Source organism: Rhodoferax sp. BLA1, assembly GCF_013416775.1.
In the GTDB taxonomy this organism is placed as follows: domain Bacteria; phylum Pseudomonadota; class Gammaproteobacteria; order Burkholderiales; family Burkholderiaceae_C; genus Rhodoferax.
Window position 1 is genome coordinate 111,125 of sequence record NZ_SZVI01000006.1, and the last position, 19,984, is coordinate 131,108.

Consider the following 19,984-nt stretch of genomic DNA (forward strand, 5'->3'; position numbering starts at 1 on the left):
ATTTGACCGCCATCGACAGGAATCACCATCATGACTGACACCCCGAACACCTACGCAGCCAGCAGCAGCAAGGCCAACCAACGCAAACGGGGCCTGACCCTTCTGGCAGGCGTGGTCGCCGTGGCCGGCCTGGGCTGGGGTGCCTACGAATACCTGGTAGCCAGCCACTACGAGGACACCGACAACGCCTATGTGCAAGGTGACGTGATCCAGATCACGCCACAGATCGGCGGCACGGTGTTAAGCATCCTGGCCAACGACACCGACTTTGTCAAAGCCGGGCAAACGCTGGTGCAGCTGGACCCGGCCGACGCCAAGGTGGCGCTCGACCAGGCTCAGGCGGCACTGGCCCAGGCAGTGCGCCAGGCGCGCACACTGTATGCCAACAACACCACGCTGAGCGCGCAAATCGCCCTGCGTGAGGCCGACATCAGCAAAGCCAAGGTGGACGTGGCACGCGCCAGTGACGACCTCAAACGCCGCCAGTCGCTCAGCGGCAACGGCGCGGTGTCCCAGGAAGAACTGCAACACGCACAACAGCAGCTGGAAAGTGCCCAAAGTACCCTGGCTGCCGCCCAAGCCGGTGTGGTCACCGCGCGTGAACAACTCAACAGCAACCAGACGCTGACCGAAGGCGCCAGCGTCGAACAACAACCCAGCGTGCAGCTGGCCGCAGCCCGCCTGCGCGAGGCCTTTCTGGCCACCCAGCGCACCGCTTTGCTGTCGCCAGTGGATGGCTACGTGGCCAAACGCACGGTGCAACTGGGCCAGCGTGTGGCTGCCGGTGCGCCGCTGATGTCGGTGATACCGCTCAACACGGTCTGGGTCGAGGCCAATTTCAAGGAAGTACAGCTGCGCAACATCCGCATCGGCCAACCGGTCAAGCTGGTGGCTGATCAATACGGCAAAAAAGTCAGCTACACCGGCACGGTCAGTGGTCTGGGTGCCGGCACCGGTGCCGCGTTTTCGCTGCTGCCGGCACAAAACGCCACCGGCAACTGGATCAAGGTAGTGCAACGGGTGCCGGTGCGTATGGCGCTGGATGCCAAACAGCTGGCTGAGCACCCGCTGCGCGTCGGTCTGTCGATGACCGCCGAGGTGGATGTCAGCAACACCGATGGCCTGGCCCTGGCCGATGTGCCGCGTGTGGCCACCCCTACGGCCGCGCTGACCTACACCGATGAAGCAGCCAACGACTTGGTGAAGCGTGTGATTGCCGCCAACCTGGGCCACGCGGCCACCACCAAGTCCCAGGCCAAACTCTGAGCCGTCCAACTCCTATTTGGCGCTACCCATGTCTGAATCCACGCCCGCTGCTGCTTATACCCATCCACCGCCGCTGAGCGGCTCGGCCCGTCTGTGGGGCACGCTGGCCCTGTCGGCGGCCACCTTCATGAACGTGCTGGACACCTCGATTGCCAATGTATCGCTACCCGCCATCGCTGGTGACCTGGGCGTGAGCCCGAACCAGGGCACCTGGGTCATCACGAGTTTTGGTGTGGCCAACGCGATTGCGGTGCCACTGACCGGCTGGTTGTCACAACGTTTTGGCCAGGTGCGCCTGTTTGTCACCAGTGTGCTGTTGTTTGTGCTGACCTCCTGGTTGTGTGGCCTGGCGCCCAACATGACCACGCTGATCCTGTTTCGGGTCTTACAAGGCCTGGTGGCCGGGCCGATGATTCCGCTGTCGCAGGCCCTGTTGCTCTCGAGCTATCCACCGGCTCTGGCCGGGGTGGCGATGGCGCTGTGGTCGATGACGACGCTGATCGCCCCGGTGATGGGGCCGTTGCTGGGCGGCTGGATCACCGACAACATCTCCTGGCCGTGGATCTTTTTCATCAACATCCCGGTGGGGTTTGGCGCGGCCTTCATCACCTGGAGCATTTTTCACAAACGCGAAACCCAGACCAAAAAACTGCCGATTGACTCGGTTGGCCTGGCGCTGCTGGTGATCTGGGTGGGGTCGCTACAAATCATGCTCGACAAGGGGCAGGAGCTGGACTGGTTCCACTCGCAGGAAATTGTGGGCCTGGCGGTGGTGGCGGTGGTCGGGCTGCTGGCCTTCCTGATCTGGGAGCTGACCGAAGAACACCCGGTGGTCGACCTGACGCTGTTCAAGCGGCGCAACTTCTGGGCCGGTGTGCTGGCCTTGTCGGTCGGTTACGGGCTGTTTTTTGGCAATGTGGTGTTGCTGCCACTGTGGTTGCAGCAGTTCATGGGCTACACCTCCACCACAGCGGGCATGATCCTGGCGCCGGTGGGGCTGGCAGCGCTGCTGCTGTCGCCGGTGGTGGGCAAAAACATCTCCAAGTTTGACCCACGCCACTTTGCCGCCTTTGCCTTCATGGTGTTTGGGCTGGTGTTGTGGATGCGCTCCAACTTCAACACCCAGGCCGACTTTGGCACCATCATGGTCCCGACCCTGATCCAGGGTATCGCGATGGCGTTTTTCTTCATCCCGCTGATGACCATCACGCTCTCGGGCCTGACACCCGACCGCATTCCGGCCGCCTCGGGCCTGTCGAACTTTGTGCGGATCACCGCGGGCTCGTTTGGCACCTCGATTGCCACCACGCTGTGGCAGGACCGTGCCGCGCTGCACCACGCGCAGCTCAGTGAATACGTCAACCTGGGCAGCAGCGCCACCAACAGCACCCTGTCGGGGCTGGCTGCGGGCGGCCTGAGCCGTGACCAGGCACTGGCCACCATTGATCGCCTGGCCAACCAGCAGGCCTATATGCTGGCGGCCAACGACATCTTTTTTGCCTCGGCCGTGGTGTTTCTGGCGATGATCCCGCTCGTGTTTTTGACGCGCCATGTGCGTAGCGGTGGTGGTGGCGCCGATGCGGCGGCAGGGGCACACTGAAGGCCAGACGCAGGCGAACGAAAACCCTTTCAGCTTCAGCTTGGGGCAAGGCTGCCGATAAGTTAACAACAGCCTGCAAAAAAAACCGTTGATGTTGACCCTGAACACACCTTCACTGCCTGCCAGCTGGCTCACCCAGCGCCCCACCAACCCCACGGCGACCACGGTGGCGGTCAAAAGTGCCGACGCCTTGACGTGGTCGCCATCCCCCAGCACGCTGGTGTCGGTGACCCCACCCGATCAAGTTGCAGCAGACGCAGAGCCCTTTCTGCACGTGACGCAGATGCCAACCACCCTGAATGCCACCGAGGCCACCTACGGTCCGCAGGGCCTCATCCATGTGAAGGGTGGGCAGATGCAGGTGTGGGAGCAGGCATCGGACAATGCCCTGGGGCAGTTGATGGGCCGCAATGCCGGCCGGTTGACCACAGCAGCCAGGCTCGAAGGACTGGGTGCCGCGCTGCTGGAGCAGGTGGGCAGCCATGGCAGCAGCTACCGGCAATCCGTGGTGAATGTTGGTGCACCGAATTCAGCGGAAAAAATCCAGTCCAAGGCGGCGAGTTCACTTCTGGAATTCCAAAGCACGCCAACAGCCAGGGTGGAACTGAGCATCCAGACCCAATCCGGCGCACAAGTCCGCCTGGCCATCGTTGACCAAAGAGAGAGTGGTCTCCATGGCACGGGCATCTCGGTCGAAGTGATCGTGGAGGGTGAACTCAACGAGGCAGAACGGGCGGCATTAACGTCCCTGGCCAGCGGGTTTGAAAAAGCCATTCAGGGTCTTGCCGGGGATGCCACCCAGGTCGATCTGGCCGGGCTGACCCAGTTTGACAGCAAGGTGATTGCCAAGCTGGAGCTGACAACCAGTATTTATGGTCGCGACGAACACGGTCTGCGTTATGAAAAGCTGGGGGCCAGTTTCAAGGCAGATGCCAACACCCAGGAGATCCAACTCAGGCGTCCTGACGGCGATGTGAAGATGCGCACGGATTTGCGCCAGCCCGCGCTGTGGGGCAGTGGTGAACAAAAAGCCTACGCGGTGCGCCAGTACCTGCAACAGATTGACCAAGCGGCGCAACGTGGACACGCCAGCGCAGACCTGGTGGACATGTTCAAGTCCACATTCGTGGCCATGAACGCCGGTTATGGGACGCAAGAGATCAGCGACACGGCCCGTGCAGCGCTGGTCGCGGCGCCTGTTGACCCGCGCACCGATGCCGAGGCCTGGAGCGAGGCCGACAAAAGCTGGCTGACGGGTTTGGCTGACTTTGATGCCAAGCTGAGTGCCACACCGCGTGCCTCCAATCCACGCAAAACCATGGAGCTGGACAGCTTTGTCTACGCCATCAACCAGACCACGACGGTCTCTGGCAGCTCCCGCGACAACCGGGCCATCACACAAACCCAAACCGCAGAACTCAGTGCGACTTACCACCAGTCGCTTTATTCGTCAAAGCCACCGGACCTCACCGATGAGACCGCCTCCCAAAACTACACCTACCACCAGATTGAGGACAACAGCAGCAGCCAAGTGCAACTGGCCTACGAGAAAGATAAACTGGTCGACGCCACGCTGACACAGTCCTCCTCGCGGTCCCAGCGTGTGCAAAAGTATGAATTCGCCAAGCTGATCGAAGATCGCGTGACACCGCCCGAGCTGCGTCTCAAACAGACGGATTTGCGGCCTTTGCTCCAACAGCTCGAGGAGCAGCAAGCGGCCCGCAAGATCACGGATGAAGAAAAGCAGAAGCTGTTCACCACCTGGCACGCCATGGTTTTCATGGCTTAAATAGGCACACACCGTGGATAAACGTCGTTTTGTTGAAAAAACCAGCTGGCTGCGGCCCTACACCCGCTGGGCCACACGGGTGTCGCTGAGCGCTCCAGATTGGTTGCCAGGCTGGCTGCGTTTTGCCCCGCTCAAACTCTCGGCACTGATCCTGCGCAGCTACCACCGCAGCATGCGCTGAACGCTGGCAGCAGCGGGCTCTACGCCCGGACACACTCTTTACGGCCACTTTACAGACGCGACGTCTGAAGCGCGGGTGGCCCAGGCAGCATGAAGACCTGCTCAACACATTGCAAGGTCTCGATCATGAAGCAACCCCTGCTGTTCCTCGCCGCACTGGTCGCCAGTGCCTCCAGCATGGCGCAAGACGCGGGCCGTGTTATCTCGTCCACACCGGTGCTGGAGCAGGTGGCTGTGCCACGCCAGGTGTGTTCGGTGCAACAGGTGGCGGTGCAGCAACCCAAATCGGGCGCTGGTGCGGTCATCGGTGCCATTGCCGGTGGCGCTGTGGGCAACGCCATTGGCAATGGCGGTGGTCGGGCGGTGGCCACCGTGGTGGGGCTGATGGGCGGCGCCGTCCTGGGCAATCACCTGGAGGGAACATCGGCCCCGCAGTTGCAAAATGTGCAGCGCTGCACAACGCAGACCACGTATGAGAACCGCATCGCCGCTTACAACGTGATCTATGACTATGCAGGCAAACGCTACCAGGTGCAGATGCCCCATGACCCGGGCCGCACCATCCCGCTGAACATCAGCCCGGTAGGTGGCAGCGTGGCGCCAGCGCCCAACATGTACACCACGGTGTATGACAGCACACCCCGCCATAAACAACAGGCGCCGGTGCTGCTGGCGCCGCCGGTGCGTCACACGTACCCAGTCATTGTGGCGCGGGATCATGACCGAGATCACCGCATGGATCGCCGCTGGGACCGTCGCGACGACCGCAGGGACAACCGGCGTGATGACTGGCAAAACCATCGCCGCGATTGGAACGATGGCCGCTGAGGCCACTTCCCAGCGGGCTCAGTACAACCAGGGAACAAAACGCTTGCTGCGCTGGCGATAGCTGGCGTAAAGAGGGTGGTACTCGCACAACCAGTTTTCTTCCAAGCTCGCCTTGATCAACAACACACCGAACAACAGAACCCAGGCCAACCACGCCAACACATTGCCTGCCACCAGGGCCAGCGCAGCCGCCAGCAGCAACACGGCCGTGTACATCGGGTGGCGGATCAGCCGGTACGGCCCGGTGGTGACCAGTTGGCCACAGGCTTTGGGCGCTGGGTGAACATTGAAGTTGCCCAGGCGGTTGTGCCACAAGGTCCAGCCGACGAGCCCGCCTGACAAGCCCACCAGCAGCCAGCCCGGCAGTGTCATGCCAGCTTGCATCAGCGTGGGTGTTGCCATCAGCGCCAACCAGAGCAACACACCAAACTGCAGTAACACCAGCACCGCACCACCCATACGCCGCTGCGCGACCCCGAATGGCAACATGTTGGAACCCCCTTGTAGAACATGCGCTTGATTGTGACCACGCTAGATGCCAGCCCAAAGCACCATCTGCGCGTTTGTCCCGATGTGCTGCTCGGTGTTTCACCCCAAACTCACTGGCACGAAACTCGCTTTGCCTCCTGGTATAAGTTGACCAACTGGTTAGATTCTTGAGGACAAGGCTGCTTTTTGGTGCAACGCTCCCTTTTTACGTGCCCATGAAACACCCTCAAGCTTCATCACTTCTGTCCCAGCTCAGCCCACCCGCAGGGGGGCGGCTGGCGGTGGCGATTCGGCAAGCCAGCGTGGTGTACCCTACTGCCGACACACCGGTGCATGCACTGGACAACATTGATCTGGACATCCGTGAAGGAGAGTTTGTCTCTCTGATTGGCCCCTCGGGCTGTGGCAAGACCACGCTGATGCGGGTGATTGCGGACCTGGAGCCAATCAGCGCCGGGCAGGTGCTGGTCAACGGTGTCAGCCCGCACGAAGCGCGACTGGCACGTGCTTACGGTTATGTGTTTCAGGCGCCCGCGCTGTTTCCGTGGCGCACGGTGCTGAACAATGTGACGCTGCCGCTGCAGATCCAGGGCCGCTCCAAGGCCGACAGCAAAGTCATCGCCATCGAGCACCTGGAGCGTGTGGGGCTCAAAGGTTTTGAGAACAAATACCCCTGGCAACTCAGCGGCGGCATGCAGCAGCGGGTGTCCATCGCCCGGGCGCTGTCGTTTGAGCCCAAGATTTTGATGATGGACGAGCCCTTTGGCGCACTCGATGAAATCACCCGCGACCGCTTGAATGAGCAGCTGCAGCAGCTCTGGCAGCGCGAACGCCGCACCGTGGTGTTTGTCACCCACTCGATTGCCGAGGCGGTGTATTTGTCGACCAAGATTGTGGTGATGTCGCCGCGCCCCGGGCGCATCGTCAAGGTGATTGACTCACCACTGCCCAACGAGCGGCATCTGGGCCTGCGCGACACACCTGAATTTGTGGCGGTGGCGCACGAGGTGCGCGAAGCCCTGGCTGACGGACACCATGGCTAAGCCAGCCGGTTTTGTGAGCCAAACAGGCCACAAGGCCTTTCCGGTGCTGGTCATCCTGCTATTTATTTTGGTAGTGTGGTATGTCGCTGCTGTGGCCATGAACGCGCCTGGCGCGATTGAGCGGGTGCTGCCGACCGACACGCCCTGGAGCTGGCAGCAACTGGTGGGGGCCACGATGGACATGCAGCGCCCGGTCTTGCCCACACCACACCAGGTGGCGCGTGATTTCTGGAGCAGCCTGGTCGACTGGCCTATCAACTCACCACGCAACCTGCTGTTTCATGTGGCTGTCACCGCCGAAAGCACCTTGTGGGGATTTGTTCTGGGTACCCTGCTTGGGCTGGTGCTGGCGGTGCTGATCGTGCACTCGCGCACGCTCGACCGCGCCTTGCTGCCGTGGATCGTCGCCTCGCAAAGTGTGCCGGTGCTGGCGATTGCGCCGATTGTGCTGGTGATCCTGGGTAGCCTCGGTTTCTCGGGCGTGGCGCCCAAGGCGGTGATCGCGATGTATTTGTGCTTTTTCCCGGTGACGGTGGCGATGGTGCAGGGCCTGCGCTCGCCGCAAAAGATCGAGACCGAGATGCTGCACACCTATGCCGCCAGCAAGTGGCAAGCTTTATGGCTGTTGCGGCTGCCCGCCTCCCTGCCATTTTTGTTTCCGGCGCTGCGCGTGGGCATTGCCGCAGGGCTGGTCGGCGCCATGGTGGCCGAGTTGCCCACGGGTGCGGTGGCGGGCCTGGGCGCGCGGCTCCTCACCGGCTCCTACTACGGCAACACGGTGCAGATCTGGTCGGCACTCGTGATGTCGGCCTTGCTGGGGCTGACGCTGACACTGGCGGTAGCAGGGGTGGAAAAACTGGTGCTGAGTCGTCGCGGAGGCCAGACATGAAACTCTCGCTGGTCAAAGCCCTGGTGTTTGCGGTGTGCAGTTTGGCGGCTGCGTGTTTGTTGTTCATCCATCCGGCTGCACAAGGAAAGCTGCCCGAAGGCGGCTCGCCGGACGCGGTGTTCTGGTTGGCCGGTCTGGTCATCGCGGCGCTGGCAGTGGAATCAGTGCGCCTGTTGGCCGCCCTGGATGGCAGCCGCTGGCTGGGCACCGCCACCGCAGCCTTATTTGGCTTGTGGGTCCTCTACTTCTGGCAGCTGCTGGTGGTGGCGTTTGAGGTGCCACGGGTGTTGTTACCACCGCCGGGTCTGATCCTGCAGTCCCTCAGTGAACACAGCGAGGTGTTGTGGGGCGACTTTGTGCAAACTGTGCTCAAGGCGGTGCTGATCGGCTGGGCGCTGGGCTCGGGCCTGGGTTTTGCCGTGGCCGTCGCCATTGACAGGCTGCCGTTTTTGCAGCGTGGCTTGTTGCCTTTGGCGTCGCTCACCAGCACCGTGCCGCTGGTGGCGGTGGCGCCGATTGCGGTGATGTGGTTTGGCTTCGAGTGGCCGTCCAAGGCCGCGGTGGTGGTGCTGATGACCTTTTTCCCGATGATGGTCTCGACCCTGGCCGGGCTCAAGGCATCGGGCAAGCTGGAGAGCGAGCTGATGTTCAGTTATGCCGCCAGCTACAGCCGCACCCTGCTGGCGCTGCGCCTGCCCGCCAGCATGCCTTTCATTTTTGGGGCACTCAAGGTCAACGCCACGCTGGCGCTGATTGGCGCCATCGTGGCCGAGTTTTTTGGCTCACCCACTGCCGGGCTGGGTTTCCGGATTTCGACCGAGGCCTCGCGCATGAACATGCCCCTGGTCTGGAGCGCCATTGTGGTGGCGGCGGTGACCGGTTCACTGGCCTATGCGCTGCTGGTGCAGTGTGAGCGCCGGGTGGCGTTCTGGCACCCCTCGGTGCGCGGACTCTGACGATTTTTCTCAACCCCCAAGGAGCTTTTGCCATGAGTCGTTCTTCCAAGTTCTCCAGCGGCCTGATGGCTGCGGTACTGGCCGTGTGTGGCCTCACTGCCAGCATGGGCGCCAACGCGGCCGACAAGGTCACCGTGCAGCTCAAGTGGCTGCCACAAGCGCAGTTTGCCGGTTACTACGTGGCGCAAAGCAAGGGGTATTACAAAGACGCCGGGCTGGATGTGACGATCAAACCCGGTGGCCCGGATATCTCGCCGGTGCAGGTGATTGCGGGCAACGGTGCCGACGTGGTGGTGAACTGGATGCCCGACGCGCTGGCCGCGCGTGAAGCCGGTGTGCCGCTGGTCAACATTGCCCAGGTCTTCAACCAGTCCGGCCTGATGCTGACCTGCAAAAAGGCCAGCGGTGTGAGCAGCCCGAAAGACTTCAAAGGCAAAACCCTGGGTGTCTGGTACGGCGGCAACGAGTACCCGTTCCTGAACTGGATGGCCAAGCTCGGCTACAAACCCGGCACCGACATCAAGATCCTCAAACAAGGCTTCAACGTCGACCCGCTGCTGCAAAACCAGGCCGCCTGTATCTCGACCATGATCTACAACGAGTACTGGCAGGTGGTGGACGCGGGTGTCAAAGAAAGCGACCTGGTCACTTTCTTCTATGAAAAAGAAGGCGTGGCCTCGCTCGAAGACGGCCTGTATGTGATGGAAGCCAAACTCAAAGACCCGGCTTTTGTGGCCAAGATGGGCAAGTTCCTCAAAGCCACCTTCAAGGGCTGGAACGACGCGGTGAAAAACCCGGCCGAGGCCGCCAAGATTGTGGTGGCCAACGACATGTCAGGCAGCGCGTCTGAAAAAGTGCAGCAACGCCAGATGGAAAACGTGGCCAAGCTGATCAGCAACGCGGGCACGGCCAAGATCGGTTACCTGGAGCCCGCTGCCTATGAGCGCACGGTCAAGGTGCTGCTGGCTGCGGGCAGTTCACCGGTGATCAAGAAAGACCCGGGCAAAGCCGCCTACAGCCACGTGGTGTGGGAAGCGTCGGCCAAGTAAGGCGCCTGCTTTTACACTTCTGGGGGTCTTATCCGGCAGGGTAAGACCCCTTTTTTGATTGACCATGACACCGCTCCAACGCAGCCAACTCCAGCCGACCCTCGACGACAGCGCCAAGGGCCAGATCCGCCAGGCCAACGAGGCGCGCATTTTGGCCGCGGCAGAGCGGGTGTTTGCCGGTGCCGGTTTTGGCGGCGCCACCATGGCCGCGATTGCCGACGAGGCCGGTTTACCCAAGGCCAACCTGCACTATTACTTTGGCGCCAAACAGGATCTGTACCGCGCGGTGCTGGCCCACACCCTGCAGGACTGGCTGGTGCCCACCGAAGTCTTCACCCCCGAGGCCGATCCCCGAACCGCCATCGAGGCCTATATCCGCGCCAAGATGGCGCTCGCCATGCAGCGGCCCCACGCCTCACGCGTGTTTGCCAATGAACTCTTGCACGGCGCACCGGTGGTCAAACAGCTGCTGGCCACCGAGCTGCGCCCGCTGGTGCTGGCCAAGGCCGAGGTAATCAACCAGTGGGTGCGCAGTGGCCGGATGGCGCCGGTCGACCCGATCCATTTGTTTTTCACCCTGTGGGCTGCGACCCAGACCTATGCCGACTTTGAGGTGCAGGTCTGCGCGGTGCTGGGACAAACCGAGTTCACCCCAGGCGACCAGTCGCAAGCCACCGAACATGTGGTGAGCCTGCTGCTGCGTGGCTGTGGTTTACAAGAAATTGGCCACTAGCCCTTTTATAAAAAGGGCCAATAGCTATATTTAATATAGCAAAACTACAAACCTAGCCGCAACCCCTGAGCAACATCAGGGCATGTACTGGCCACCATTGACGTTGATGACCTGGCCGGTGATGTACCCGCTGCAGGCGTGTGAGGCCAGGAACAGGAAGCTCGGTGCCACTTCCTGCGCCGTGGCAAAACGGCCCATCGGGATGCTGGCATTGATCTGGGCGCGCACCGCGTCGTTTTTGTCAGCGTGGAATGCGGTGTCCACAGTGCCTGGCGCCACCACGTTGAAGCGCACACCGTCCTTGGTGTAAGACGTCACCCAGTTTTTCTGGATGGTGTGGATCCAGGCTTTGGCGGCCGCGTACAACGACGCACCCGGGCCACCACCCATGTAGCTGGCAAACGAGCCCACCAGAATCACCGATGCGGTGGTGCCACTGGCCTGCGCCGAGGCCTTCAAGTGGGGCATCGCGTATTTGGTGACCATGTGCGCCGAGCGGGCGTTGAGGTCAAACACCCGGTCAAAAAAGGCGTCGTCAATGTCGACAATTTGCTGGCGTCCCACCAGCCCACCCACGTTGTTGATGAGCACATCGATGCCACCGAATCGGGCCACAAACTGCGCCACCACGTCTTGGCAGGCCTGGGTGTTGCACAGATCTCCCTCGAAAAACGCGGCCTCCCCACCGAGCTGGCGCAAAGCCTCCAGCGTTTGCGGCACACCCTCGCTCATGGCCTGGGCGGTGATGCCAACCTTGGCGCCACAACGCGCAAAGGCTTGCGCGGTGGCCAAGCCGATACCGGCGCTGGACCCGGTGATCAAAACCCGTTTGTCTTTCAAATCATTGAACATTTTTCTTTCTCCTGTGATGAAAAGCGGCTGTCAGATGGGACAAACTCCCGGTTAAATGTCTCACTATGTGGACAGATAAAAACTATTTGACACAATGGTACTTTGATCCTAATATTTGGTCAACCAACCAAATAGTTGAGACAAAGTCGAGGTTCAGATGAACACCACAGACACAAGCACGCTGCAAAGCGACACCAAAGACGCCCAAAAGGGCAACGGCACACAGACCCTGTTGCGTGGGCTGGCCCTGTTGGAATGTGTGGCGCAGGGCATCTCGGATGTCAAAGGCATTGCCGCCCATCTGGGCACCCCGCGCAGCACAACCCACCGCATGCTCAACAGCCTGGTGGCCGAGGGGTATCTGCACCATGTTCCCTACGGCGGTTATTCATTGGGTTTCCGGTTGATCTACCTGGGCACCAAGGCCCAGGAGCAACGCCCACTGGGGGCCCTGGCCCGGCCGTTCCTGGAAGAGCTGGCTGCCATGACCGGCGACACGGTGCACCTGGGCACCCAAGAGGGCAACCGGGTGTTTTATCTGGACAAGATCTCCGGCACCAAAGGCCTGGAAATGCGATCGCGCATCGGCAACCGCATGCCGCTGGCCTCCACCGGTGTCGGCAAGGCACTCATGTTGGGCTTGCCGCCAGAAGCCTGGCAAGCGCTCTACGACGAGGCTGTGGCCGAGAAGGTGGCAGCCGGTGAACCCGTCTTGCTGAGCCCGTGGCCGCAGTTCCGGGAAGACATGTTGAGCTACCGGTCGCAGGGCTGGGTGATGGACCTGGAAGAAAACGAAATTGGCATCCGCTGCGTGGGCGCACCGATACACGACGTCAGTGGTGCGGTGGTGGCGGCCGTCAGTGTGGCCAGCGCAGCGCCTTACATCACCCGCGAACGTATGTTGGCGCTGGGCCCCACCGTGCGCAAGGTGGCGCAAAACATCTCTGAAAAACTGGGACTGGGGAGCAACAGCCATGTCTGACAGGCACACACCACAGCACCCCGAACTGATTGCGCTGGACTGGGGCACATCGAGCCTGCGTGCCTTTTTGCTGGCAGACGCTGGTCAGATATTGCAGACCCGCAGCACCGCCCAGGGTTTACAAGCGCTGCCCCTGCCGGGAGTCGCCGGTTTCGAGAAAGCCTTTGCCGACATCGCCGGTGACTGGTTAACCCGCTGGCCGCAGTTGCCGGTGGTGGCCGGTGGCATGGTTGGCAGTGCCCAGGGCTGGAAAGAAGCACCGTATGTGCGTTGCCCGGTGGATGTGGGTGCGCTGGCCAAACACAGCGTGTCGGTGCCCAGTGGTTTGGGGATGGATGTGGTGATTGCCCCCGGCTTGTTGCTGGACGAAGCCGATAACGCACCCGATGTGATCCGTGGTGAGGAAATCCAGATTGCAGGCGCCCTGGCGACCAACCCGGCGCTGGCCGAGGCCGCTACCCTGGTGATGCCCGGCACCCATTCCAAATGGGTGCAGATCACAGCGGGCCAGATCACCCATTTCTCCAGCTACATGACGGGTGAAATTTTTTCTGTGCTGGTCAAACACTCGATCCTGGGCCGGTTGATGACCGAGCCAGTCAGCGAGGAGCCCAGCAGCGCCCAGGCTGCCTTTGCGCAAGGTGTCGAGGCCGCGCGCCACAGCCAACCTGGCGACTTCACACACCAGATTTTTGCCGCCCGCACGCTGGGGCTGACCCAGCGTTTGCCGCAGCCTGTGCTCAAACACTACCTCTCAGGCCTGTTGATTGGCCATGAGCTGGTGTCTGGCCTGGCCAAATCCGCAGCCAAGCTGCAGACCCAGGGGCCGCTGCTGCTGATTGGTGAGCCCAGCCTGTGCCAGCGTTATGCCCAGGCCTTTGCCATCCTGGGTGTACCGGTGACCGGCATTCTCGACAACCCGGCGCCACGCGGCTTGTGGGAGTTTGCCAAGGCATTGGGACTGATCCACCAACCCCTGGACGTACTTCACTGAGAACACATGATGACCAACACCCTCCATACCCGATTTGAAGCTGCGCTGCAGCATTTACCCCTGGTCGCCATTCTTCGCGGGCTGACCCCGGCCGAAGCCGAACCAGTGGCCCAGACGCTGTACCAGGCCGGCTTTCGCCTGATCGAAGTGCCGCTGAACTCACCAGACCCGTTCACCAGCATTGCCCACATTCGCCAGTGCCTGCCCAAAGATGCGCTGGTGGGTGCCGGGACGGTGCTCGAGGCTGAGAATGTGACACGCCTCAAAGACATCGGTGGTGAACTGGTGGTCATGCCCCATGCCGACACCAGCGTGATCCGCGCGGCCAAAACACTGGGACTGATCAGCATGCCCGGCGTCGTTACCCCGACCGAGGCCTTGGCTGCGCTCAAAGCCGGTGCCAATGCGTTGAAGTTGTTCCCGGCCGAGCTGGTCACACCCGCCATCGTCAAGGCGATGCGACCCATCTTGCCCAAGGGCACACGTTTGTTTCCGGTGGGTGGCATCACGCCAGACACCATGGCCCCTTTCCTTGCCGTGGGTGTCAGCGGTTTTGGATTGGGTTCCGCCCTGTATTCGCCTGGCGTGCCTTTGGCACAGTTGGCCAGGCAAGCCGAATGCTTTGTGGCTGCGTGGAAAACGCAGCACGCTGCATAAAGAGGTTCCGACCACCGCGCCGGGGACTTCAGTTTGAGTCGTTTTTCGCCAACATGACATTTAAAAACCAGGAGCAAAGATGAAATCGAAAGCAGTGATAACCCGTTTGTTGACAGCCATGTGTGCCTCCACCCTGTTGCTGGGTGTGTCGGTTCGGGCCGCCGAGTACCCCACCAAACCGATCGAAGTGATCGTGCCATTCGCGGCCGGTGGCGGCACCGACCTGGTGACCCGCGCCTTTGCCGACGCCGCCAAAAAATACCTGCCCAAATCCATCGGTGTGGTCAACAAGACCGGGGGTGGGGGTGCGGTGGGCTTCTCTGAGATCGTGATGGCACGCCCCGATGGCTACAAAATTGGCACCGGCACGGTGGAAATCGCGATGTTGCCGCACATGGGTCTGGTGCAGTTCAGCGCCGATGACTTTGCGCCGATTGCCCGCCTGAATGCCGAACCCTCGGCCATTTCGGTCAATGTGAGTGCCCCCTGGAACACCTACGAAGAGTTCATCACCTACGCCAAGGCCAACCCGGGCAAAGTGCGCATCGGCAACTCCGGCACCGGCGCGATCTGGCACCTGGCGGCAGAAGCCCTGGCCGAAAAAACCGGCGCCAAGTTCAACCACATCCCCTATGACGGCGCCAACCCCGCTGTGACCGCGCTGCTGGGTAACCACATTGAAGCCGTCACGGTCAGCCCGGCTGAGGTGGTGGCACATGTCACTGCGGGCAAGGTCAAGATCCTGGCAGTGATGGCCGACCAGCGCCTGCCTGCGTTCGACAAGGTGCCCACGCTGAAAGAAAAAGGTGTGGACCTGAGCATCCAGACCTGGCGCGGTATTGTGGTGCCCAAGAAAACACCACAAGACGTGCAAGACGTGTTGCGCGCCGCTGCCAAAAAGACAGCTGAAGACCCCGCCTTCAAGGAACAGCTGGCCAAGATGAACCTGACCCATGCCTACCTGGATGCTGCAGCCTTCAAAGCCGCCATCGACAAGGACAACGTCTTCTTCAAGACGATGATGACCAAACTCGGCATCGCCAAATAAGGCCTGACGGCGCCCGCCAACAGCAGCGGGCGCCGCTGGAGACATAACCCGGCCAGACAAGATTTTCCGGGGGGCTTGGCCCCAGCCGGGTGGTCTTGTGCGGCCCATTTGTGAGGGTATCCAACATGGACACATCTGAACCATCTGCCAACGCCGCCCCGAAACCTTTCGGCTGGAACATGGACATCGCCATTGGCGTGCTGGTGTCGCTGGTGGCCGTCGCCGCCATCTTTTTCTCGCGCAAGTTCCCCAGCACCGGCCTGGCCACAGACATCGGCTCGGCGCGCTTCCCCCAAATTTATGCGGGGGCGCTGCTGGTGTTGAGTGCCCTATTGATCGGCCGCCACCTGATCAAAGGCAAAGGCCAACAAGCACCCGCCGAGCAAGCGGATGCGCCCGTCGTTCACAAAGAGGTTCGCAGCTACCGCCGGGCCTTTGTGGGCATCGCCAGCTCACTACTGGCGCTGGCAGCCATGCCTTACCTAGGTTATGGCGTGGTCACCGTCTGTTATCTGTCTTTTCTGATGGGGCTGATGGGCATGACACACAAGCTGTGGAATCCACTGCTGGCGGTGTTGATCACCGTGACGCTGTATTTCACCTTCTCGGCCGGTCTGAACGTGCCTTTGCCGCTCGGCAGCCTGTTTGAATAAAACGAATTTTCCCGTTGGAGACAAGCCATGCAAGAACTCAGTTTGCTGTTGAACGGCTTTGCCGCTTTGGCACACCAACCCATGGCACTGCTGCTGTCAGTGATTGGGGTTGCCGTGGGCATTGTGATCGGCGCAATGCCGGGGCTGACCGCAACCATGGGGGTGGCGATCCTGCTGCCCTTTACCTTCGGCATGGAGCCGGTGTCGGGCCTGCTGATGATTTCCGGGGTCTATTTTGGCGGTGTCTACGGTGGCTCGGTGACCGCCATCCTGCTCAAAATCCCGGGTACACCAGCCGCTGCCGCCACCGCCATTGACGGTTTCGAGTTGACCAAAAAGGGCATGGCCGGCATTGCCCTGGGCACGGCCACCATTTCCTCGTTCATCGGCGGCACCTTGAGTGTGATCGTGCTGGTGTTCATGGCGCCGCTGCTGGCCAGTGTGGCGCTGGAGTTCAGCGCGTCCGAGACCTTTGCGCTGGCGGTTTTTGGTTTGAGCATCATTGCCAGCATCTCGGGCAAGTCCCTGGTCAAGGGGCTGATGGCCGGTTTTGTCGGCCTGCTGATCTCCACCATCGGGCTTGACCCCATGGGAGGTTTCCCACGTTTTACCGGTGGTTTTGTGGAGCTGATGAGTGTGCCCTTCATCCCGGTGATGATTGGCCTGTTTGCCGCAGCGGAAGCCTTCAAGTCGATGGAAACCAGTGGTTTGCTCAAGAACAAAGCGGCCGCGCTGGGCCGCATCATCCCGCCCTGGTCGGTGTACAAAGGTTTGTTGTGGACCGTCTTGCGCTCCTCCGGTCTGGGCATTTTCATCGGCTCCATCCCAGGAGCAGGCGCTGACATTGCAGCCTTTGTGGCCTACAACGAAGCCAAACGTTTCAGCAAACACCCCGAGAACTTTGGCAAGGGCGAGTTGTCTGCGGTGGCGGCCTGCGAGTCCGGTGCCAACGGCTGTACCGGTGGCGCCATGCTGCCGATGCTGACCCTGGGCATCCCCGGTGATGCCACCACTGCCGTCATGCTGGGTGCGCTGACACTGCAGGGCCTGCAACCCGGGCCGCTGCTGTTCAAGGACCACAGCGACCTGGTGTTCACGCTGTTTGCCGGGATGTTGTTCTGTTATGTGGTGATGCTGCTGGTGGGTCTGGGCTCCTTGCGCTTCATCGGCAAAATTTTGCAGATGCCCAAGTCGATCCTGACACCCACCATCCTGGCGCTGTGTGTGGTCGGCACCTACGCCATCAACAACAGCATGTTCGACATCGGCATCATGCTGGCCGCCGGTGTGCTGGGTTACCTGATGGAGAAGTGGGAATTCCCGCCGTCACCGGTGGTGTTGGCGCTGATCATGGGGCCGATGGCCGAGAGCAACTTCCGGCGCGCCTTGTCGCTGTCCAATGGCAGCTACGACTTCCTCTACACCCGCCCGATCACAGCCACCTTCCTGGTCATCGCCTTGTTGTCGATGTTCTACCCGGTGCTGCGCCGGTTACAGCAAAAGCGCAAGGCAGCCCGTCTGGGCGTCGTCAGCCCAGCCTGATCAACCCACTTTGTACAGGATGCTCTGATGAAGACAAGCACATTGGGCGCTGACGCCCTGATCTGTCCAGACGTGCGCAACGCCGTGGGTGAAAGCCCGGTCTGGGACCACAACACAGCCTGCTGGCAGTGGATCGACCAGGCGGGCAAGGTCTTTCGCCTGGACCCAGCCAGCGGGGAAGTCCGCCACTGGTCGGTGGCTGAGAAAATCGGCAGCATGGTGCTGCGCCCTGACGGGGGTAGGGTGGTCTGCTGCGAGACCGGCATTTTTGACCTGGAACTCGGTGAGACCGGGGCCGCGGGCATGACACGCCTGGCCTCGATCACCCATCCCAAACCCGGCATGCGTTTCAACGACGGGCGTTGTGACCGGCAGGGTCGGCTCTGGGTGTCCACCATGGTGATGGACATCTCGCTCGGTGACCCGGCAGGGCGCTGGTTTCGTTTCACCCGTCAGGACGGACTTTTCACTTCCGACTTTGGTGGTTTTGCGATCCCGAATGGTTCGGCCTTCAGCCCGGACGGCAAAACCTTGTATTGCTCTGACACCCACCGCGATGTGCGCATGCTCTGGCAGTTTGACTACGACACCGACTCCGGCACACCCAGCAACAAACGTCCGTTTGTCGACCTGCGCCAGGAGGTCGGGCGTCCGGATGGCGCGGCCGTGGACGTGGATGGCTGTTACTGGGTGTGTGGCCTGGACGAAGGTTGCATCATGCGTTTTACCCCGCAGGGCCAGCTTGATCGCAAGATCTTGCTGCCGATGCAAAAACCCACCATGTGTGCCTTTGGCGGCGCCGATGGGCAAACCATGCTGGTGACCTCGCTGTGCCGCGGTGAGAAAGACCTGGAGACCGACCCCCATGCCGGTCGGCTGCTGATGTTCAGACCGGGTGCACAAGGGATTGTTGAACCGCGCCTGCTGGATTAAGCATGAAATAGGCCTCTAGCCCTTATTCCAAAAGGGCTATTCGCTATTAAAACTGAAGCTGTGTTTAGATGAAGAACGACTGCCTCGTGGCGAGCCTCCATTCTGCACCAGCGTGGCCAGGCAACCTCGCCTCAAGGCAATAGGCGTGTGGGCGCCAAACGCCGCAGTTGTCGCCCCACAGCGTCCCGACAGCGCGGGCTGTGCAGGCACAGGCCACCGATCAAGCCCAGCACCGAACCGAGCACCGTGTCGATCAAGCGCGCCGCCAGCAGCGCATCCGGTGAGCCCACGCCCAGCCGTGCGGACTCGGCGAGGAAGATGGTGGTTGGGGTGATAAAAATCACGGCCAAACCGTAGTGGCGCACCACCAGCATTTCGGTCATAAAAGCCAGCACCATCATGATCAGCGCAAAACGCCACGGGTCCAGGGGCAGTATCAGCAGCCCCCAGGCCAGAAACAAGCCGATGCCGGTGCCGATGATGCGGTGCACCTGCTTGTTCCAGACGGCGCGTTTGGACATGCCCTGCATCACGGCCAGGCAACTCACGGGCACCCAGTAGGCCCGGTCGAGTTGCAGCATTTGGGCCAGCAGCAGTGACAGGCCCACAAACACACCGGTCACCACCGAATCCACAATCACAAAATCAAAGCTGGCCGGTGGCAAAGGACTCACCGGCTGGGGAGCCTCACGCCGCAGGATAAAGAGGCTGTAGAAAAAGGCGATCAGGCAGGCCAGCAGACAGCCCATGGTGAGCAGTCCGACAAACAAAGGCACCTGCACCACCTCGATGCCCGAATAGGCCCCAATCGCAGCCGACATGATGAAGAACAGGCTTCCCGGTGGGCCGACCCGATAAAACCGGCACACCATGGTGACCACGATGGTGATGAAGCCCAGTACCGGCACCAGCAGCACGGGAAAGAAGTGGGTCATCAAGCCCAAGGCATAACAGGCGCTGAAGCCAAACGCACAGGTCATCAGCGTCACCATGCGGTGCGACAGCGGCGTCTTTGGGCAATACACAAACACCAGGCCACCCAGCGATGAGACCAGGCCGAAGTTCAGGTGGTTGAAATAAGCGCCGATCAAAAGCGGCAGGCCCGAGGCCAGTGCCGCGCAAAACGGCATCTGCCAGCGCCGGTCACTGGGGTGGATGGTGGCCAGGTGGGTCAGCTCGACCCGAATCCGCTCTTGCAGCTTGCGCCATACCTGCCAACTGATCATGTTTTTCCCTGTTCATCAGCGACCCAATGCGCTGGTGTCGCGCTATCTATTTTATAGCCACGGTGTTTTTGGCGACCTGCGTCGGAGTCAATGGCACCTGGCCGGTGTGCGCGACATGCGCAGCATCAACAAAGGCAATCTGTGACATCAGCTGCCTACCGGTCTGGGCCAGCCATCGCATTTTGTACCAAATAGTACAAACCCTCGTTTTGTGCGTTGATCGATCCATAAACGGCGATTAACGAACGAAATGGGTGTTTTTTGATTTGTCAATT

General features: G+C 61.1%; 21 protein-coding genes. 18 read left to right on the top strand and 3 right to left on the bottom strand.

Annotated features, from left to right (window positions below):
• The first annotated feature begins 30 nt into the window (after window positions 1–30).
• From FDG13_RS07615 to FDG13_RS07635, 5 genes are all read left to right on the top strand, one after another.
• On the top strand, window positions 31–1,266 hold the full coding sequence (locus FDG13_RS07615) for an efflux RND transporter periplasmic adaptor subunit (protein ID WP_180126371.1): 1,236 nt from the start codon (window positions 31–33) through the stop codon (window positions 1,264–1,266).
• Window positions 1,267–1,294: 28 nt separating this feature from the next.
• Window positions 1,295–2,866, top strand: coding sequence for a DHA2 family efflux MFS transporter permease subunit (locus FDG13_RS07620; protein WP_180126373.1), 1,572 nt, complete (start codon window positions 1,295–1,297; stop codon window positions 2,864–2,866).
• 91 nt (window positions 2,867–2,957) lie between these two features.
• Window positions 2,958–4,655: a hypothetical protein gene (locus FDG13_RS07625; RefSeq protein WP_180126375.1), complete on the top strand. Its 1,698-nt coding sequence runs from the start codon at window positions 2,958–2,960 to the stop codon at window positions 4,653–4,655.
• Between the two features lie 13 nt (window positions 4,656–4,668).
• On the top strand, window positions 4,669–4,836 hold the full coding sequence (locus tag FDG13_RS07630) for a hypothetical protein (protein WP_158081268.1): 168 nt from the start codon (window positions 4,669–4,671) through the stop codon (window positions 4,834–4,836).
• A gap of 125 nt (window positions 4,837–4,961) precedes the next feature.
• On the top strand, window positions 4,962–5,663 hold the full coding sequence (locus tag FDG13_RS07635) for a glycine zipper 2TM domain-containing protein (protein WP_180126377.1): 702 nt from the start codon (window positions 4,962–4,964) through the stop codon (window positions 5,661–5,663).
• A gap of 18 nt (window positions 5,664–5,681) precedes the next feature.
• Here FDG13_RS07635 and FDG13_RS07640 read toward each other — a convergent pair whose 3' ends face one another.
• A complete protein-coding gene (locus FDG13_RS07640) occupies window positions 5,682–6,152 on the bottom strand; it encodes an isoprenylcysteine carboxylmethyltransferase family protein (protein ID WP_180126379.1) in 471 nt (156 codons plus the stop codon).
• A gap of 215 nt (window positions 6,153–6,367) precedes the next feature.
• Here FDG13_RS07640 and FDG13_RS07645 point away from each other — a divergent pair, with 215 nt between their 5' ends.
• From FDG13_RS07645 to FDG13_RS07665, 5 genes are all read left to right on the top strand, one after another.
• A complete protein-coding gene (locus FDG13_RS07645; RefSeq protein ID WP_180126382.1) occupies window positions 6,368–7,195 on the top strand; it encodes an ABC transporter ATP-binding protein in 828 nt (275 codons plus the stop codon).
• A complete protein-coding gene (locus FDG13_RS07650; RefSeq protein WP_180126384.1) occupies window positions 7,188–8,084 on the top strand; it encodes an ABC transporter permease in 897 nt (298 codons plus the stop codon). Before FDG13_RS07645 ends, FDG13_RS07650 begins: the two co-directional genes overlap by 8 nt.
• The gene (locus FDG13_RS07655) at window positions 8,081–9,040 is read left to right on the top strand and encodes an ABC transporter permease (protein ID WP_180126386.1); all 960 of its coding nucleotides are present in this window, start codon (window positions 8,081–8,083) and stop codon (window positions 9,038–9,040) included. Before FDG13_RS07650 ends, FDG13_RS07655 begins: the two co-directional genes overlap by 4 nt.
• Window positions 9,041–9,072: 32 nt before the next feature.
• The gene (locus FDG13_RS07660; protein ID WP_180126388.1) at window positions 9,073–10,089 is read left to right on the top strand and encodes an ABC transporter substrate-binding protein; all 1,017 of its coding nucleotides are present in this window, start codon (window positions 9,073–9,075) and stop codon (window positions 10,087–10,089) included.
• 64 nt (window positions 10,090–10,153) lie between these two features.
• Window positions 10,154–10,822: a TetR/AcrR family transcriptional regulator gene (locus FDG13_RS07665; protein WP_180126390.1), complete on the top strand. Its 669-nt coding sequence runs from the start codon at window positions 10,154–10,156 to the stop codon at window positions 10,820–10,822.
• Between the two features lie 75 nt (window positions 10,823–10,897).
• On the opposite strand, the gene FDG13_RS07670 is transcribed toward FDG13_RS07665, so the two are convergent.
• Window positions 10,898–11,674 (bottom strand): SDR family NAD(P)-dependent oxidoreductase, encoded by a 777-nt coding sequence (locus FDG13_RS07670; protein WP_180126392.1) that lies wholly within the window; start codon window positions 11,672–11,674, stop codon window positions 10,898–10,900.
• 157 nt (window positions 11,675–11,831) lie between these two features.
• Between FDG13_RS07670 and FDG13_RS07675 the strand changes: the two genes are divergently transcribed.
• The 7 genes from FDG13_RS07675 to FDG13_RS07705 all read left to right on the top strand — a co-directional run bounded on the left by FDG13_RS07675 (window position 11,832) and on the right by FDG13_RS07705 (window position 18,483).
• Window positions 11,832–12,656, top strand: a complete 825-nt coding sequence (locus FDG13_RS07675) for an IclR family transcriptional regulator (protein ID WP_180126394.1) — start codon at window positions 11,832–11,834, stop codon at window positions 12,654–12,656.
• The gene (locus FDG13_RS07680) at window positions 12,649–13,650 is read left to right on the top strand and encodes a 2-dehydro-3-deoxygalactonokinase (protein ID WP_180126396.1); all 1,002 of its coding nucleotides are present in this window, start codon (window positions 12,649–12,651) and stop codon (window positions 13,648–13,650) included. The genes FDG13_RS07675 and FDG13_RS07680 overlap by 8 nt, the downstream gene beginning before the upstream one ends.
• Before the next feature lie 9 nt (window positions 13,651–13,659).
• Window positions 13,660–14,307, top strand: a complete 648-nt coding sequence (locus tag FDG13_RS07685; RefSeq protein ID WP_180126398.1) for a 2-dehydro-3-deoxy-6-phosphogalactonate aldolase — start codon at window positions 13,660–13,662, stop codon at window positions 14,305–14,307.
• A 79-nt stretch (window positions 14,308–14,386) separates the two neighbouring features.
• Window positions 14,387–15,355 (top strand): tripartite tricarboxylate transporter substrate binding protein, encoded by a 969-nt coding sequence (locus FDG13_RS07690; protein WP_180126400.1) that lies wholly within the window; start codon window positions 14,387–14,389, stop codon window positions 15,353–15,355.
• 125 nt (window positions 15,356–15,480) lie between these two features.
• Window positions 15,481–16,008 carry a tripartite tricarboxylate transporter TctB family protein gene (locus tag FDG13_RS07695; RefSeq protein WP_180126402.1) on the top strand — a complete coding sequence of 176 codons (528 nt, stop codon included), beginning with the start codon at window positions 15,481–15,483 and terminating at the stop codon, window positions 16,006–16,008.
• A 27-nt stretch (window positions 16,009–16,035) separates the two neighbouring features.
• Entirely contained in the window at window positions 16,036–17,550 is a 1,515-nt protein-coding gene (locus FDG13_RS07700; RefSeq protein WP_180126404.1) for a tripartite tricarboxylate transporter permease, read from the top strand.
• Window positions 17,551–17,577: 27 nt separating this feature from the next.
• Window positions 17,578–18,483, top strand: a complete 906-nt coding sequence (locus tag FDG13_RS07705; RefSeq protein ID WP_180126406.1) for an SMP-30/gluconolactonase/LRE family protein — start codon at window positions 17,578–17,580, stop codon at window positions 18,481–18,483.
• A 131-nt stretch (window positions 18,484–18,614) separates the two neighbouring features.
• On the opposite strand, the gene FDG13_RS07710 is transcribed toward FDG13_RS07705, so the two are convergent.
• On the bottom strand, window positions 18,615–19,709 hold the full coding sequence (locus FDG13_RS07710) for an FUSC family protein (protein WP_180126408.1): 1,095 nt from the start codon (window positions 19,707–19,709) through the stop codon (window positions 18,615–18,617).
• On the opposite strand from FDG13_RS07710, the gene FDG13_RS07715 reads away from it, so the two are divergent.
• Entirely contained in the window at window positions 19,708–19,854 is a 147-nt protein-coding gene (locus FDG13_RS07715; protein WP_180126410.1) for a hypothetical protein, read from the top strand. The genes FDG13_RS07710 and FDG13_RS07715 overlap by 2 nt on opposite strands.
• Window positions 19,855–19,984: the final 130 nt, after the last annotated feature.

Excerpts from the sequence above, each read along its gene's own strand:
- FDG13_RS07615 (WP_180126371.1), top strand. The coding sequence starts at position 31 with ATGACTGACACCCCGAACACCTACGCAGCCAGCAGCAGCAAGGCCAAC.
- FDG13_RS07620 (WP_180126373.1), top strand. The coding sequence starts at position 1,295 with ATGTCTGAATCCACGCCCGCTGCTGCTTATACCCATCCACCGCCGCTG.
- FDG13_RS07625 (WP_180126375.1), top strand. The coding sequence starts at position 2,958 with ATGTTGACCCTGAACACACCTTCACTGCCTGCCAGCTGGCTCACCCAG.
- FDG13_RS07635 (WP_180126377.1), top strand. The coding sequence starts at position 4,962 with ATGAAGCAACCCCTGCTGTTCCTCGCCGCACTGGTCGCCAGTGCCTCC.
- FDG13_RS07640 (WP_180126379.1), bottom strand. The coding sequence starts at position 6,152 with ATGTTGCCATTCGGGGTCGCGCAGCGGCGTATGGGTGGTGCGGTGCTG.
- FDG13_RS07645 (WP_180126382.1), top strand. The coding sequence starts at position 6,368 with ATGAAACACCCTCAAGCTTCATCACTTCTGTCCCAGCTCAGCCCACCC.
- FDG13_RS07650 (WP_180126384.1), top strand. The coding sequence starts at position 7,188 with ATGGCTAAGCCAGCCGGTTTTGTGAGCCAAACAGGCCACAAGGCCTTT.
- FDG13_RS07655 (WP_180126386.1), top strand. The coding sequence starts at position 8,081 with ATGAAACTCTCGCTGGTCAAAGCCCTGGTGTTTGCGGTGTGCAGTTTG.
- FDG13_RS07660 (WP_180126388.1), top strand. The coding sequence starts at position 9,073 with ATGAGTCGTTCTTCCAAGTTCTCCAGCGGCCTGATGGCTGCGGTACTG.
- FDG13_RS07665 (WP_180126390.1), top strand. The coding sequence starts at position 10,154 with ATGACACCGCTCCAACGCAGCCAACTCCAGCCGACCCTCGACGACAGC.
- FDG13_RS07670 (WP_180126392.1), bottom strand. The coding sequence starts at position 11,674 with ATGTTCAATGATTTGAAAGACAAACGGGTTTTGATCACCGGGTCCAGC.
- FDG13_RS07675 (WP_180126394.1), top strand. The coding sequence starts at position 11,832 with ATGAACACCACAGACACAAGCACGCTGCAAAGCGACACCAAAGACGCC.
- FDG13_RS07680 (WP_180126396.1), top strand. The coding sequence starts at position 12,649 with ATGTCTGACAGGCACACACCACAGCACCCCGAACTGATTGCGCTGGAC.
- FDG13_RS07685 (WP_180126398.1), top strand. The coding sequence starts at position 13,660 with ATGACCAACACCCTCCATACCCGATTTGAAGCTGCGCTGCAGCATTTA.
- FDG13_RS07690 (WP_180126400.1), top strand. The coding sequence starts at position 14,387 with ATGAAATCGAAAGCAGTGATAACCCGTTTGTTGACAGCCATGTGTGCC.
- FDG13_RS07695 (WP_180126402.1), top strand. The coding sequence starts at position 15,481 with ATGGACACATCTGAACCATCTGCCAACGCCGCCCCGAAACCTTTCGGC.
- FDG13_RS07700 (WP_180126404.1), top strand. The coding sequence starts at position 16,036 with ATGCAAGAACTCAGTTTGCTGTTGAACGGCTTTGCCGCTTTGGCACAC.
- FDG13_RS07705 (WP_180126406.1), top strand. The coding sequence starts at position 17,578 with ATGAAGACAAGCACATTGGGCGCTGACGCCCTGATCTGTCCAGACGTG.
- FDG13_RS07715 (WP_180126410.1), top strand. The coding sequence starts at position 19,708 with ATGTTTTTCCCTGTTCATCAGCGACCCAATGCGCTGGTGTCGCGCTAT.
- FDG13_RS07710 (WP_180126408.1), bottom strand. The coding sequence starts at position 19,709 with ATGATCAGTTGGCAGGTATGGCGCAAGCTGCAAGAGCGGATTCGGGTC.